Source organism: Oscillibacter valericigenes, from assembly GCF_021531435.1.
GTDB lineage: Bacteria > Bacillota > Clostridia > Oscillospirales > Oscillospiraceae > Oscillibacter > Oscillibacter valericigenes_B.
In genome coordinates this window covers 11,837-28,158 of the sequence record NZ_JAFBIS010000026.1, presented here as the reverse complement: position 1 = coordinate 28,158, position 16,322 = coordinate 11,837, and the positions used below count along the sequence as shown (strand labels likewise).

Genomic DNA, 16,322 nt, shown 5'->3' with positions numbered 1-16,322 from the left:
CCATTCGGCCGTTTTTAGGCGGCTACGATTGGCCGTTTTCTTCCGACACTATTTGGCCGTTTCCGTCCGACTCTAACAGCATTTCTATATGATGAATTTTTGGCTGAAACAGAAGTAACTCATGCAAAACAGCGTTAAATCGGAAGTAAATCTTGCAAGTATTAGCGCCGGGCGGAATTAGCCATTGGGGGATGCGGCGGCAAATTTCTGTCAGAACAAGTACCCATATCGCCGCATCTGCTCCAAAATCGTCATCTCGACTCGCTCCACGATTTCGTTGGCATAATAATCCTTGAGTTCCTGAATCTCTTGGTGCAGTTGTTTCTTTGTAAAATAAAACTTCAGCCGGCTTCCAAACAACCGGCTTACAGCCTCGGCTTGTTCATCAAAATCTGATACAAACGGTTTTGCTTTCACAGCGTCGATGCATTCATAGATGTCTCTGGTAAGAGGATAGTCGTTCAGGTCAGAAAGAAGTGCCAATCCGTTATCAAAAATTGGGCACAACCTGAACGTCCCGTCTTTTTCGTTTCGAATCACAGCAATGTTGTTGGTATGCCGATCCTCATTCAGGATAAATGCATCAAGTTCCAGAAGTGTGCTCAGGTAAGCTCCAAAATCAGCTAGCCCGGTACGTTCCTCCACAAAAGAAACCGTATACTGAATGCGTTCCTCTGTCTCTGGGATTTCTGCCAGCTTTTGGGCCAAACCAACACCGTAATAGGCGCGGTGCAGTTTTTCCAGCGGTAGGAGCATTTCTCCCTCCTGACGGAAGTTTTTGCTCTGACATCCGATATACTCTTTATCAGAAGCTAAAATCCTAACTGGAGTATAACACACATAGTTTTCGATTGTAGAGTTCTTCAGCATCCAGCTGACCATTACTTCAGATAATGCCTCATATCCCATGTGATCAGCCTTATACCAGTCGGTACCAATATGCCATTTCGGCTGGTCCCCCTTGGAGGTGTGGCCGCTGATCGGCTCGTTTTCATATGCGGTCAAATTTACTTCCTTCATACTCAGGCACCTGTCCTTCCGTAATACTGGAATTTCAGCCACAAGTCATCTTCTGCCGTTCGGCCATTTGTTTTTTCCACAATTTGTAATGAATCATAGTCCTGCAATCCCAGTCCAGCCAGGAGAGTCTTCACATTTCCGCGAGTCCTGGGAAAGCAACGGTCCTGCAAAAACACATAAAAATCCTCCCATGTTGGGTTTTCCTTCACGCCGAAAGCGCGGTGGAGAATATCCTTCGTGTAGTTTTGGATCCGGATTTTATTTTGCAGGAAATTCACATCGATAGCTGTACAAGGCTTGTTCTGATACATCAAAGTCATTCGCATTGTATATCCGGCATCAGGTGCCTGATTCAGATACTTGCTCACAATTTGTCTGGAGGTACCATACCGATCCGCAATCGTCTGCATGGGCACCCCGTCCGCACGCAGCTTCCGCATTGCTGCAATATCTTCATTTGTAAACTTCTTTTTGCGGCCAGCCTGCCGGGGATTTTTTTGATTGACCTGTGCTGCTATTTTTTTGAGTTCGCTTACGTCCGTCGTTCCAAACAATTCACGACACAAAGCCTTATAATCTACATGTTCCATGCAAACACCTCCAGACATATTGTATGTAATTTTTTTAATTTAATTACATCATATGTGTTTGGATAAGAATTGTCAACTGTTTACGCTTACAAATCATTAAAACAGGACATAGCTGGTATTGTGATCGGCTGAAACAAAGAGGGGGTTGCCTCACTTCTTTAGTGAGACAGCCCCGTTTTGTGTGTTGGTTACACTCGAATTCTGCCGATTATTTTGAACTTTGCTGCGGGATCCGATTCAGGACTTTGCGATAAAACGATTGATATAGAGTTGAAATATCAATCGTTCTACCTTGCGCGGCGGGCAGGCCAGATACCTGAATACGGCCGTCTTCCAGGGCTGCGTTGCTGACAGAAATCCGGATGCGGATCTGATCCTGTGGTTTGATGGCTGAGCTCAGAAGTGTAATTTTACTTGCATTGCTGACCTGGACTTGGAACTGTTTCTGGCAGCAGCCAAAGAAGTTTTCGGCAAAATCGCCTTTAATGATAATGGGCTTATCGCCCGGAAGGCTGAGCATATTAACCAGCGGCCGGCGGTCAAGCTTTGTTTTAATTTCATAGAGCTTGTCTTCGTTCGCGTAGTCGTTTCTGCTGGCGTAAGGATCCTGAATGTCATGACCAAGGATATACTGGATCTGGGGTTCTTCCAGTCCAAGAATATACAAATGCGTGCCCAGATTTCTGCGGCAGAGATATACGGTCGGATCCTTTTCGCGAACACCATCGAACGCAAAGCGGTTTTGCTCCAGCTCAATATCAATATAGGCAAGCTCAGCCTCTGGGACTTCAACTTTTTTCAAAAGCTTTCGCCCGGCCGCAGTCAGTTTTGAAGAACTGCATCGTGTCAGGAAATCGCTCCCGCTGCAGACGATGGGGAGCTGATCAAATGTTTTGTTGGGAGGAAGCACCAGATGCCCGGCATCAATTTCACTCAGCATGTATGTTTTGCGGTCTTCCAGAATTTTCAGGAGAGCGGATGGTATGGGCAGCATTCTTGCCATATTCTTTGTCTTGCCGCCAGCCTGCAGCTGATTGGTTCCACGGCGGGTGCTCTTGTAAATCCACAAGCAGTAACAGCCGGGATGATGCTGCATTGGGATGATATCCCCCCAATTGAGACCGCAGGCCTCTTCATTTCTTAATCCAAGGCAGAACATGAACGCAAGGCCGATTTCCTGGCCGGATTCCCTGCAATCGCGCAGAATGGCTCTGGTGATGTTAATTTCTTCCCTGATCGTAAATGATTTCCGCAGGACTATGTGCTCTTTTTTTGCCTGATGTTCCCATGTTTCGGTATCCGGCACGGTATAACTGGAACCATACAGGACATCATCACAGATCTGCTGCTTTGCCGCTTCCTCGGTTACGACCTTGATGAGGCGGCGAAACGTCTGAAGCCGGGAAGCGGTATAAACGCCATTCTTAACCTTGCTGCCCCGGCCTTTGATTTCCTCGATAATTTTATCGAAGTCATCTTTCGTGAGATCTTCTAAAGGAAGGTGTGGGACAAATGGGAAAATTGTGTTTTCATAAATCAGCTTGTATTCACGCAGAGTGGAATCTTTTTTCCAGTTCCTGGAGATTCCACCGACGTGGTTTTTGGCTGATTTGTCTTCATAATAATAGAAGTTGTTCAAAACGCCAAAGAAGGTAAATTTGCCGTCAATTGTCTGAGGCAGATTCGAAAAGTCCAGTTGCCTGTCAGTTTTGTTTCCCATGGGAGCCTCCTTCTGTTAAAGTCAGCATGCCGTTGAATCCGTGATCACATTCTATGGTGATTGAAACTTCAGATGGGGCAGATGAATTGCCTTTGGAACCGGGAGCAACTTTACAGGTCAAACTCGCTGTTGCGCAGCAAGGCATCATAGCGGGCACTTCCAGCACACGATCCTTGGCGGTGAACACTTTTTCGTAGGGCAGCTGAGAGGAACCGATGCGGTGCAAGGCTGACCAGGCTTCAAGTTTGGCAAGCATAACGTTCTGGGAGAGGCTGTTTGAAAAATCACAATAGTGCTTTGCAAAAGTGTTCTGCTGCTGAAGGCCGAGAAAGTAGTCGCATTCGGAATTGCTGAAACCGCAGGTTTCTTTCAGCCGAAAGCGGACATTTGTGCGGAAAAAATCGGCTTGGTAGCGGCTGAAATTGCTGACTTTTGCGCCGCCGTCTTCATCCGGTATTTCGAGATAGATGTCTTCAATGCCAATCGATTGAATGAGCTTTTTACAATAACGCTGCAGTGAAGCAGGAGAGACGGGCTGAGAAAGTGATGCCGTGCCGCCAGATGAACTGTCAAAGTCAGAAAGGATGAAATAATCGGAATTTTCAACAAGGATCCCGCTCTTTTCCATGCTTTTCATTCGCTCGAGAATCAGTTTGGACAATACGGAGATCACCGGTATCCGGCGATACTCTTCCTCACGGCGGAGTGCAACAAGCGTGCGCTCCTTCTTAGTGCCGTTCTGCGGCTTTTCCTCAGAAACCGCCTGGTACACCAGGAACTGGTAATCATGTGTGTACGGCAGACTGACAAAGTCCCGGTACTTCAATGCGCAGACCTGAGCAGCTGGTAAGCCGGTATAGAAACGAATCAGTGCGCCCAGAGCAGGGCCGGCAGGCAACTCCTTATGAACGGTGTCCAGAAAGATCTGCTCTTCTGATATGGAAAAGGTCTTTTTTGTGAGAGCATCGCGCAATTCCTGAAAATCTGAGTGTCTAAGGCGGCTGGGAGAAGGCTCGTCTTCAAGGGGATTGGCCTTGTAGTACCGCTCTTTCACGGCGATATCCAGGAGAATGCTGAGGAAGTTCCAGATGTCCAGTTCAGCTTCATCCACATTGCAAGACGCTCCGCAGCATGATGTGGAGGACAGAAATGCGGCTGATGCCGCTTCATACTCTTCCCGAACAGAAGCGCCGACCAGAAGCTGCGAAGCGGCGCTGCTGCGGATGAAACTGCGGCAGATGTCAAACTGATTGAATTCACTAAGAACTTCGTCCTGAAAATGGAGATACCAGAATGACTTCAGTGTTAGTGGACTTTTTTTGTAATGCGTATTCAGCAGTTTAACAGCATGATTGTAGATTTTGTCTGAGAAAACAGCTGTATCTTCCAACCAGTGATGGATTTCTGCCTCATTTGTGCACATGGTGTTCCATACGCAGGCAGATTTGATTTCTTTCCCTCGCTTAAGAATATTCTGCTGTTCTTGCTTGTGGCTCGGGTATTCACAGAGATATGCTTTGACTTTGAAGCGCATATCACGCTTCTGAACTGCTGTGTACCAGATTGTCAGCTCGGGGCTGAACGAATAGGCCTGAGGACGCGCCCGGCGCTTTCTGAGGGAGGATGCATTCAGATAGTCCTTCAGTGCTTCGCGGATGCTTGCCTTGCCAAGCAGTGCGTAAAGAGGGACGCAGAACTCCGACCGTACGAAAAGAATATGAGCGCATGACGGGGAACTGCGGTGCAGACAGGGAGTTACGGAGACTGCCGAATCGGCCTTGCCTTTTACTATGCGAATCAAAACTTTGTGTTTTTCTTTCGAGGAAAACAGATTCATTGGGAGAAGATCGACAGCATCTACGAAAGAAGCCATTGAGGAATCAATCAGGCTTTGGAATAACTCCTGTGCAGTTGACTCTGCCAAAAGCATCAGCAGGAGAGTACCGGAAGCGGCTTCGTTGATAATCCGGAAAAAGAATCGGGCATTATCGTCAGGGCTGCGCTGGAATGCAAGGATTGGCCCATATTGATTCGGTAAGATCCTGCCGCTTGTGAGGTCGGAGGAGGAATGAAATTGATATCGCCTGATGTCGGAGAATTCTCCTTCCAAAGCTCTGGCAGTTGTATCCCAATGCATTAAGAAAACGGGCCGAACATCAATATAGCTGTTAAAACAGTAACTCTTCTGGCAGCGGCGAAGAAAAGCAGGAGATGGGTTTAAGATGAGAGCGGCTGCATGCGGCTGACAGCAGTCCAAAAACTGCGAGAAGACGTAACCGCTTTCAACTGAAAAATCGGATAGTTGACGCTTGGCCTCGGACAGGTGCTGATAGAGGAGGACTTCCAAAAAGTCGGAAGCCTTCACTTGCGCCAAGAGCTCAGCAGCCCGATTGAATTCATTTTCAAAATGTGGTGAAACATCAAAGGTTTCTTTTGCATTTTCAACACACGCACGAATGTACTGAAAAGGATTATCGATGGTATTTGCACGAGGTAAATAGTATTGATGGATCCATAAGCAGTACTTCATTTGAAGCTCGGGGGAGATACTGGCGTCGCTGAAAATGCGGAAAGCGTTTTCTGCGTCAACGAGGGTGTGGGGCTCTTCCGTAGAAACAGCTGAAATACAGGTCAATGTGCGGGTGAGATTTTGAAACGATTCCTGGCTGATGAAGGGAAAAATAGGGAGCAGCTCCGATTGGTTGTTCTGATATGCGTGGTAGGCTGATTCCGGGGTGGTATCCCGGTGTGAAACAATCGAATACACCAGAGCGAAGACGAAAAGATCCGAGCAATTTTGCTCTTTGCTGTAGTCGACTTCGTAAGCGCAGCAATCATTGAGAACATCAAAAAATTCCAGCCAGTTTATGCGGAGAGTGGGATAGGTGGGAAAAGATGGCTGAACCACAAGTTGGTACGCATTGTCAAAAGCAGCATCAAACCAGATATCTTGGAGATGTGCATTCAAAAGCGAGGTGCTTTTCGGGAAAATATGCAAAAGCTTCTGGTGATTGGCAGGGTCGCGGTAAGCGTCATGTGGGTTTCGCCAATGCGTGCTTGTTGCAATCTGATTCAGATATAGCATGAGGACACGCATTTCCAGATCGGAAAGATCATCTGAAGGATCGAAGCCGAAAGCAGAGAGAACGGGCGAAAGATTGCTGGGAGAAAAAACTGCAGTATGCATGGCAACCTCCTGAAATGTTGTTTTGCAGTGTCAAAAGGGGTGCCGCAAGAAATTACAAAATGATGACCTGACTTGAAGCAGCGAACTTAAAATTTGACAAAACAACAGAGAAAGGGTATCCTTCAAAAAAATAGTAAGGGAGGATATATTATGTCTGCTATTGCCTGTTTGGACGCTGATCGTTCTAAGTCAATCCGTGCAAAGAACGTACAGTTCTACTGCGGCATGAAGGGCCGGGATTACTTTTGCCCGAATCCGCTGTGCAAAGCCAAGATGAAATATGTCGAGCGCGGTGATCAAAAGTATTTTTCCGCGCCGTATGCTGGTGCGAAGCATGCCCAGACCTGCGTATACGGCCTGGCGGGGTTTGAAAATGATCAAGACCTGAGAGAGTATGGAAATATCAAGCCTCTCAACCTGCTTGAGACGTTCATTAATGGATCGCAGAAAACTGATGCATCAGGTAATCGTGACAATGGGAACGTCAGTGGGGTAAAAAATGAGGGGGCCGCCAGAATAAATTCCCTCGATCGTATGTACAAAGTCTGCAAGCAGAATGCGCCTTCTACCTACATTGGCCCGTTCCCGGTCAGGGAGCTCCTTTTAGACAATCGCTCCATCGATCAATCCTGCCCGAAATTCGACCATCCGTTTATGGCTGAGTGTGTGTTGGCAGAATCGCCCGTTTATAACAGTGAAAACATGGTGATCAATTGCAAAGTTATCGGTGTACGAACCTGTATGCGGATAACACTTAAATTTGAAGATCGAGAACTTTTTGCAAAAATGAAAGGTAAGCTGTTTAGGACTCTTGTTGCCCCTGGTGGCAAAAAGGAGAGCAAGCTCCTCAGGAATTCCATCCTTGTAGTTGCGGGAAATTGGGAAAAGGAAGAGGGTGAGAAGCACATTTTCACCACAGTGTACAGGCGCAGTCAGATCAAAATCTACTGATTACTGCTCTCTGTTGTATGAGTTTCTGGTGAAATCTCCAATGGAAATCAGTTCTGTTCTTCAGTCATTCCATTCCCAGAATGAAATGACTGAAGATCATTTTCAAAAGCATCGTTGCTGCATGAACACCATTTTGCAGATCGTTATAGTTTCCTCTTACACATGCATTTCGGAAATACCAGAAATTCTTCACAAAAGCACCGCTGTTTACCCTAAACCCAATGGTTATGCTTTATTCGCCACCAGATCTGCAAGCAGTTCAGCCAGCAGCAATTCCTGATAGCCGTCATATCCGCTGTCACCAACCGCCTCTGCCGTTGAAGCAAGGGCGGTGTTTTTACAGGTTCGGAGAAGCGCCCGGCTGGCTTCGGTCAACATTACATCTGAACGGCAGCGCATATAATCCGCCGCCGTCATATGCCACAGATGCAGGCGGTTCGGATAGCGTGTCAGCAGCTGCAGGGCGATGGTCAGGCCCTTCCCATCAAAGTCTCCCGCATAATACAGGTCTGTGCCGGAAGCGGCCAGCATATCCAGCAGGCGGATCACTGCAACTGCCGGCTGGCCGGATGTACAGATCAGTGGAGAATGGAAATGCGCCGCCCGGTCACACAGCTGAGAGAACACCATTTGATTCTCCACCAGATAGGCTCTTCCCGAAGGGCTGTCCCCTGCCGTCACGCCGGACAGATTGGTGAGTGTAAGGGTGCCGGCCTCGTTTCGCAGGCGGAAAGCCCGGTAGGCAGGGTGTTCTTCCCCACCCGTATAGAGACGCACGCCCACCTGCGTCACAGAGCTCGATATGCTGTCGCATAAAATGCCGCAGTTATAGCAGAGCTCAGCCCGTGTCTCGGCATCAGACGGGAACTTCATGCCGGTCCGTGCTGACAGGAGGTGCAGGAAAATCTTTCCGCACAGGGTATTGCCGTCCAGCGCATGGGGATCCGATGTTGCGTGGGCACTGAGCACCGCCAGCCGAATTCGCTCCCCGGAGTGGCTTTCCAGCCAGTCCACACTCTGGCACGCCTGCAATACCGCCTTCTGTGCCGTACGCCCATCACTGCGCAGGGCTTTTCGGATCAGCTGATATCCTTCCCCCTGCCTGCCGGTCAATTCTTCCAGCCATCGGCGGCACGTCTCGCTCCGCACCGCTTTCTTTGCCTGCTCTGCCATCCGCAGAACGCAGGCGTCCATTTGGTCCAGACGCTCCTGCTTCGTCTGGATGACGGTGCCGAAATAGCTTTCCAGAACTTCTTTTAAAACAACGCCGCGATACCGTGTATTCTGAAGTGCAGCCTCAAAATCCGCTGTTTTGATGCGAAGGGGGGCGGAAAACGACCGTCCAAACAGATCGCGGGCGGCGCCGCACTCCTCCGGTGTGGCATCCTCCAGACAAATGGTTCCGGCCGGGCGGCCAAACCCCCGGTATTTCCGGAGAAGCTGCTCCAGAATCCGGTGGTAGGCGGGATGATCCTTAAAATAAGTCACGCAGGATGATGTCATCTCGTTCATGGGCCATCCTCCAAAGTGCGGCTGGCGCCGTCCCAGTAGTAACGCAGAATCGTAACGACCGAAGCATTGGCCGGACGGTGCAGTTCGGCAATATCCAGACTCTTCACGTTGGCATAGCAGCCCCAAAGTGCCTGGGAGTTCATGATATAGTCGAAGTCCAGAACACCCACCAGTTCAAACATGGCGCTGATATTCCGCTCATCCACACCCGCGAAGGCCTCGTCCAGCGCCAGAAGTCTGGGGCACTGAGGGCCTCCCTTCTGATACTGGGCGGAAACCGCCGCAAACAGCGGAACATACATGGCCATGGCTTTCTCGCCGCCGCTGAACTTGTTGAAAGCACGGTCAGTCAGTTCCTTTCTCGGCTCCCCGTCCCGCTCATACATCAGCTGGAATTCATACCAGTTCCGGTAATCCAGCACATCGCGGATCAAATCCGCGTAGCTGACCATCTGATTCCGCAGCGCGGCTTCCTCTCTGGCCCGCCTGACCTTCGTGCGGAAGTGCGTGGATACGCTCTGGCTGTCCTCCCGGGTCAATAGTGACCGGTCCTTATTCAGCAGCTGGACCAGCCTGGCGGTATCCAATTCCTCTCCACCCTCGGCTCGCTTCGGCTTCCAGTCCAGGCGGAATGTCAGGCCCATGGAAGTATTCAGCGTTCCCATCAGATCGGTCATGTTTTTCGTCCACTGCTGGCTCTCTTCAATGCGTGCCCGCAGCTTATGGCTGATGGTCTCTGCCAGAATATTCTCAAACAGATCCCGGTCCTTTTCCTCCAGCACCGTGGCCGTCATGTCGATTTTTGCCTGCAGCTCCCGAATGAAATCGTAGAGGGAGAGTTCTTTCCCCTCCCACTGCAGACTGATGCACAGCCTTTGGCGCAGCATTCCCGCCCTGGCGGCATCCTCGAAGACCAGTTCGATTTTCGGCTGGTATTTCAGAAGGGTATTGTTGTGCTGCTGATAGTTGTTGCGCAGGGCCTCGCCGATGCGTTCGGGAGTGCGCTCCCGATCCTCCGGGCGCACCTTTCCGCTGGCTTCCTCTGCCTGCTGTTCCAGGGTATCTCCAGTTACTGGAGAGAGTCCCAGCCTCAGATCCTCCAGAAAATACTGCTTCAGGGCTTTCTCTTCCCAGACGGCTTCCTGCAGGGTCTCATTCTGCTGCTGGAGCAGGCCGGACAGATGGTGGCGTCTCTCTTCCAGAATGACGCTCTGCTTTTCCGCATCCTGCATCCGGCCGCGCTGCGTTTCAATCTCCTGCTCCAGTTCCGCGCGCTGACGCGCTCTGTCCAGGTTTTCCGGCCTGTTCAGGAAATCCTGTATCACCTGAATGCGCGCACGGGAGAGCTCCAACTGCTTTTGCAGCTGCGAAACCGTCTTTTTCTGACTGCTCTCCTGGTCGCGAAGCTCCGCAGCATGATCCTCTCTGGTTTCGACCGCGTTGACCAGATGAATGAGATTGTTGTAGCTGACTGTCAGCGTAAACAGCAGCTCCTGATAAGTGTTGGCGGCAGCGAGCGCCTCCTCGTACGCCTCTTTTGTGCGCATATAGGGCAGGCCCCGGCTTAACTCCCGGCTCTGCTGTTCAATTCTGGCAGAGGCCTGTCTGGCCGCGTGCTCCTTTTCCATGCACCGCTTCTTTTCACTCTCCGCCTCCGTCAGTGCCTTCCGTGCCTGCTCCAGCATTTCCAGAGCATGATCCAGATCCAGTGCCGTGGGCATTCGGCCACGCTCTTCCTGCAGGGCAGTCAGCCGCAGGTTCAAGGCGGCTACCTCGGCCTGCTTTTCCTGCGCCAGTCTCTCCGCCTGTTCCAGCCGGTTTTCCAGTTCGCGAAGCTGACGTTCCCGGTTGGCACGCCGCGCAGCCGCGCCGACGAAGCCGGCAGGGCCCTCCGCGCAACTGCAGCCCTGAACAGCGCCGCAGCGAAATCTTCCATCCGGCAGCAGAGCCGTTCCCGCTTCCAGATCAGACTGGGATATCCCACGCAGGCAGGCAGTGACAGCGTCCCGGAAGCGCGGGTCGCCATCCGGGATCAGACTTGTAATGGGGTCATCGGCGGGCGTTTCCGGAATCAAAAACCGATCCGGGTATGTAGAGAGCAGTTCCTGAATCTCGTCCAAATGTTCTTTCGGAACCACCAGAACGTCCAGAAGCCCGGCATCCGCCAGCTGTGCTTCCAGCAGGGCTCTGGCCCCCTCCCCCAGCTCCGGTGCAAAGTCCACCACCTCGTAAAAGGCCGCATGGGGAATCCCCCGCATCATCAGCTGGATGCGGGTCGCCTGGATCTGTTCTCTGCGGGGCGGTATGGGGTCGGACTGTCCCTGCAGTCTCGTCAATTCCCGTTTCACATCGTCCCGCGCCTGACGGAGCGATTTCCATTCCAGTTCGCCCTTGTTCCTCCCATCCTGCAGCAAGGTGAGTCGATTCAGATAGCAGGATTCGACCAAGCTGCTCACAGCCGACCAGTCCGCGGGAGAGCGGTACTGGGAGATCATCCGTTTCAGGGACAGCATATCTTCCTGTCCCAGGCAGAGCTCCTGATTATCAGCCTGCTGGCGGGAGATTTCCTCCAGCAGCCGATCCCGCTCCTGCCGCTCCTGCTGCTGGGCGTCCCGCAGCGTGCTGCCCGCCTGGATCTCTGTTGTGGAGGCCTGATCCAGATCCTGACAGGCGGCGTCATACGCATCTTTGGCCCGGGACAGCTCCGCAAAGCACGCCAGCACCTCGCTGATCTGCTCTTTACGTCTCCGGAGTGCCGCGGATGGGTTCTGCTGGCCGGCATTTTCCTCCCGTGCCTGCAACGCCTGAATAAACCGGTCGTGGTCTTCCTCCAGCAGCAGGCAGGTGTTCTGTTCGTTCAGTTCTCCGATGCCGGACTGGACAGCATCCTGTGCGTCAGAGAGTGTCCGCTCCAATTGGCGCAGCTCTGCTTCACAGCGCCGGATGCTGTTTTGCAGGCTCTCCACCTGTTCATTGCCGCTGGCTATTTGTTCGGCATACTGCCGGCAGGTGGCTTCTTCGTCCTCCATCCGCCTCCCCTGGACCTCGAGATCGTCCTCTCCCAGTTCTGACTGCTGGGCCTGAGCACGTCTCAAAAGGGCCTCTGCCTCTTCCTGCCGCTGTGTCTGATCCCGCAGTTCCTCTTCCAGCTTATTGAGATTGTTCCGGGCATCCCGGAGCTGGGCCTGAAGCTGTACGGTTCTGGCATGTGCCTGCAGATAGCCCTGTCCCTTCATTCCCAGCATATACTGATTGTAGCGGGTATACTCATTGCGAATAATGGCGGCATCCCGCATGGCCGCCTGATAATCCCGCAGCGTGTCTTCCAGCGCGTCCATGCGCTCCATGGTGCTGACCATGGCAGATAGGTCTTCATCCGTCAGCACCTGCAGGGATTCGTTCAGGATCTTCTTGACCTCAGAAGGCTTGAACGCCTCCTTGGACAGTTTGGGCGTGCGCACCTTGATCAGCAGCTGAATGAGCTGATCGTACTGGCGGATGTCACGGAACTGAAATACCCGGTCATTGACCATCTGCTTGTAAACGCCCGGGCTCTCCGCCCAGTTGTTCTCGTCATCAATGAGGTTCCGGAGCTTCTGCTTGCTCAGCGGGAGCATCTGCGTCCCTATTTTTTCACAAAGTGATATGCCGCCGGGGCCAATCCGACGGCCATCGCACAGGCAGAAGCCCCAGAAGTCGATTCCTTTTCCCCTCTGCGCCCGCATGCCAATGCCTATGGTCAGATATTCCTCTGTGTTCTCTTTTTTGAATTCCAGGTACAGGTATCCGGTAGACTCATCCTGATCACCGTCGCCCAGAAGATAAAACTCCATCTTCCGATCCCGGGAGCCGAAAGGATCCAGCCGCTCCGGGCTTTTGTTCCCGTCCAGAATAAAGGGGATAAAGCTCTGGGTCGTAATGGATTTTCCGGATGCGTTGTCGCCCCGCAGCAGGATATGGCCGTTTTGAATCAGGAACTCCTCCTGGTCATACAGCCAGAAATTCAGGAAACCCAGCTTATGCATCTTCCAGCGGTTCATCGGCATCCTCCTCTCCTGCATCGTTCTGATATCGCTCAGGGTAGTGTCCCACCCATTTGCCAGCGGCGGGATAAATCGTAAAGCCTTCTTCCTGCTCTTCCAGTTGCATCCAGCCTGCCATATAAGCGGTCAACTCCTGGGCAAGCTTGTCCATGGGAAGCTCCCGCAGGCGCCGTCCCCAGCCATTTCCATACTGGCTTCGGCATTGAGCCAGCTCCTGCTGGAACTCCCGCCGGGTCAGGAAGACGGTGTCGTCTTCATTGCGGGGATATACGCCAGAAAGAATCTGACCGCGCAGCTGCGCGCACAGCAGCAGCGCAGCGTCCGAGATGGCGGCGTCCCGTGGATAAACCGGGCCAAAGCGGTTATCCTGCTCCAATACCAAAAACGCGCCGTTCTTGTGGATTTGCAGTTCTCCGCCCAGAGCTTCTCCCAGATACCGGCTCAGCCATGGGCGCTGGTTCTTCACATAGTCATAGTCGCTGTGGTTCTGTTCCGACCAGTAGAGAGCCGGGGCCAATGTCAGCTGCCGGTATACGCGCTGGATTCTCTGGCGGCCGCGTTCTGCCTCTTCTCCCTCCCAGGAGAATGCCTCAAAATCCCCGATGCTTCTGCAGTGCATGATATCCCGGCCAAAATGGACGGGAAAATGCCGGGATAACCCTGTATTTTCATAGAGAACCTCCTGGGACTGGTCATTGCCAAAGCCTTCGCTGACGCCGTCATATACCAGGAGCATCCCCATTCTCTGCGCATATTGGAGAACGCGCACCAACGCTTTTCTGTGGTGGAAGCGCGTCCAGTCCACCGGCTGCACCTCTGCAAGGATTGCCTCCAGCGATTCCGTCAGGGAGGACAGCAGGAACTGCTCCCCATCGTCCAGATCAGAGAGAAACAGCAGCATCGCGCACAGCAGGCAGTAGTCCAGCTTCTCCTGGAACTCCTGTATCCCCATCCAGGGCATCGCCCTGGGCGGTACTTTTTCCAGCTTTACCACCGATTCATTGATAATCAGGTTCCAGCCCAGCTGTTCATTCACAAAGCGGTGGTAACGCTGGTCGTTCGTCATTGCCCGCTTCACAGCAAAATAGAGGTCTTTATCGTCTGCTCTGGTCACCCAGAAGCGATCCAGTAAACTGCGGAACTCATTCATACGCATTGCCCTCAAAAACCAGCACACAGTCCGGCATTGTCAGCGTTCCATCCGTGCAGATCAGGCTGCAGGTGCCGTTCCCGCGCCGCTGCAGCGAAAAACGCTGTCCGTATTGCGTATGGCTCTTTCCATCCGGGGCGAGATTCGCCATAGCGACCCATGAGAGAAGCACCCTCCGCACCTCTGGCGGCACGGGTTCGGAAATAGCTGCGAAGTCCAGCTTTCCGTCCTGGATATACTGCATAATCTTCTGCCGCAGTTTTGTCTCTTCCTCTAATATCTTCTTCCGCTGTGCCGCCTTTTCAGCACTTTTATCCGCAAAGCCGCTGCGATCCATGCGGGGCTTATAGGTGCGCGTTCTGGGCTGAAGGGCGTATTCCACGGGCTGCTCTTCGTAAGTGCTCAAGTCGATGCGATCCGTCTCCCGCTCGGCATTGACAGTAAAGTGTCTCGCCTGCTGAGCGCCGAATACCAGAGCCGAAAGCCTGTGGGCATCCTCGACAGAGGGAACATCGGCGAACAGAGTCATCAGATGCCGCAGCTCCGCCTTGTTGCTGACGCCCATATTCTGCATCTGAACCAGAATTGCCGCATTCTGCACCACTCTGCGGATCACTTCGTTGGTGACGTCCATTACCTGTCTGGCAGTAGAATCCTTTCCGGTAAACCAAACCAGCAGCGACTCCCATACACCCTTTTCTTTCTGGCGCAGCTCCTCCTGCCAGAGCGGAGTCTGCTCAGAAACGGGGCGGGGGATCTCCAACGCGCTTTGGTGCACCAGCGTGAGAATTCGCTCCACCTGCTCATCCGTAAAGGCTTCCAGCTGCGCGCCGATTTGCGCGGAACTGTTTTGCAGATCCTGGACGAACTCCTCCAGATAGTGGATCAGGTGCTGCTTGTACGCGATGAACTCTGCGGATTTCATCTGCTTTTCCGCATTGGTGCCGTAAAATTCCCGCAGATAGTCCTGGTGATTCTGGCGAAGCCGCCGAAAATCCTCCTGGAGCTCCTCCCACCATTCGCCCACTTCCTTCAACGACATTTCTTCCAGATGCTCGGCCCGGTGCAGAGCCTTCTGAATCCTGCGAAATGCGCTGGCAGAAAGTCCTGTGGTCTTGGTGGAGAGGTTTTCCAGCGTGACGGTCATGCGCTCGATCTCCAGCGCCTCTTCTGTCATCATGTATTGAAACTGGCGGTTTTTGAAATCAGCAATCGTATACGCCTTATGGGGATCCTGAATGGGCGTCAGATTCTTCCATTTGACCAGCATGTCAAGATCGGGCACAAGATTTTCCGCCGTGTACGCGGCAAAAACAGGATCCTGATGTAGCAGGGCCAGAATCGTATCCTTGTCCAGCTGATAATGCATCTTTTGGTATTCCAAATAGAACGTCCGCATAATGGCCCGGTAGGAAAGATAGCTCTCCACGGATAGATATTTTGTTTGTGGAATGCTTTCCAGCAAATCTGCCTGCAATGCCATGTCCGTTCACCTCTATCTTTCTGTGGCTGCCGTGCATCACGTTTCTGAGAATTCAGCCTCAGTATATACCACTTGCTTTTATTTGGCAATTATCGTCAATGGTTTCTCCAGTTAACTGGGTTTCGTGGATGACTCGATTTCTGAAATATTGATAAAGCGGTGGCGAATTATTCCATACTTCTCTGCGTTTTCTTCTGATAGTTTTCCTGCGCCGCCAAATCCCGACAGGTGAGGTTTGTCTGTATTGTATCCGCACTTTTCCGCGATGGCCTTGTGCGCCGTTACTTCCGGACTTCGCAGAATCGCGTAAGTAATTCTACGGCGGTCAATCCGTATAGAATTATGGTTCCGCCCATCAGGCGTGGAGAGAAGCTGAATACTTCTTCCCTGCAATTCCTTATTACTTGTAAACGCAGTGAGCGAAAAGGGTTTGAGATACTGTATGTCAGCAACGCAGCCACAGCCTTTTTACACAAATTTGATTAAAAACTTCCTTGCTGGAAACAGAAGATAAAATCCAAAAAATGGTTTTTAAATAGACAAAACTGTGCTTGTATGTTAAAATTAATCTGTATCAGTATAATCATCGAAGAATAAGATGTTACATTGGCGATTTCTAAAACAAGCTGTGGAAGCTTCTGAATGATAAAAATAATGAAGAAGAAG

At 51.7% G+C, this 16,322-nt stretch carries 9 protein-coding genes; 1 reads left to right on the top strand and 8 read right to left on the bottom strand.

The genetic code is table 11. The features are described from left to right. Positions 1-210: 210 nt before the first annotated feature. From JQM68_RS11700 to JQM68_RS11685, 4 genes are all read right to left on the bottom strand, one after another. A complete protein-coding gene (locus tag JQM68_RS11700) occupies positions 211-1,020 on the bottom strand; it encodes a HipA domain-containing protein (RefSeq protein WP_235223185.1) in 810 nt (269 codons plus the stop codon). A gap of 2 nt (positions 1,021-1,022) precedes the next feature. Continuing rightward, positions 1,023-1,610 carry a helix-turn-helix domain-containing protein gene (locus JQM68_RS11695; RefSeq protein ID WP_235223184.1) on the bottom strand — a complete coding sequence of 196 codons (588 nt, stop codon included), beginning with the start codon at positions 1,608-1,610 and terminating at the stop codon, positions 1,023-1,025. A gap of 208 nt (positions 1,611-1,818) precedes the next feature. Beyond that, a complete protein-coding gene (locus JQM68_RS11690; RefSeq protein WP_235223183.1) occupies positions 1,819-3,330 on the bottom strand; it encodes a site-specific integrase in 1,512 nt (503 codons plus the stop codon). Next, positions 3,314-6,517 (bottom strand): hypothetical protein, encoded by a 3,204-nt coding sequence (locus JQM68_RS11685; protein ID WP_235223182.1) that lies wholly within the window; start codon positions 6,515-6,517, stop codon positions 3,314-3,316. The genes JQM68_RS11690 and JQM68_RS11685 overlap by 17 nt, the downstream gene beginning before the upstream one ends. Positions 6,518-6,667: 150 nt before the next feature. On the opposite strand from JQM68_RS11685, the gene JQM68_RS11680 reads away from it, so the two are divergent. Next, positions 6,668-7,468, top strand: coding sequence for a hypothetical protein (locus JQM68_RS11680; protein ID WP_235223181.1), 801 nt, complete (start codon positions 6,668-6,670; stop codon positions 7,466-7,468). Positions 7,469-7,693: 225 nt separating this feature from the next. On the opposite strand, the gene JQM68_RS11675 is transcribed toward JQM68_RS11680, so the two are convergent. The 4 genes from JQM68_RS11675 to JQM68_RS11660 are packed head-to-tail and all read right to left on the bottom strand — an operon-like array spanning position 7,694 to position 15,656. Beyond that, complete coding sequence (locus JQM68_RS11675) at positions 7,694-8,980, bottom strand: TIGR02679 family protein (RefSeq protein ID WP_235223180.1); 1,287 nt, start codon at positions 8,978-8,980, stop codon at positions 7,694-7,696. Further along, positions 8,977-13,020: a TIGR02680 family protein gene (locus JQM68_RS11670; RefSeq protein WP_235223179.1), complete on the bottom strand. Its 4,044-nt coding sequence runs from the start codon at positions 13,018-13,020 to the stop codon at positions 8,977-8,979. Before JQM68_RS11670 ends, JQM68_RS11675 begins: the two co-directional genes overlap by 4 nt. Continuing rightward, entirely contained in the window at positions 12,998-14,173 is a 1,176-nt protein-coding gene (locus JQM68_RS11665; protein ID WP_235223178.1) for a TIGR02678 family protein, read from the bottom strand. The genes JQM68_RS11670 and JQM68_RS11665 overlap by 23 nt, the downstream gene beginning before the upstream one ends. After that, entirely contained in the window at positions 14,166-15,656 is a 1,491-nt protein-coding gene (locus tag JQM68_RS11660) for a TIGR02677 family protein (protein ID WP_235223177.1), read from the bottom strand. Before JQM68_RS11660 ends, JQM68_RS11665 begins: the two co-directional genes overlap by 8 nt. Positions 15,657-16,322 lie beyond the last annotated feature (666 nt).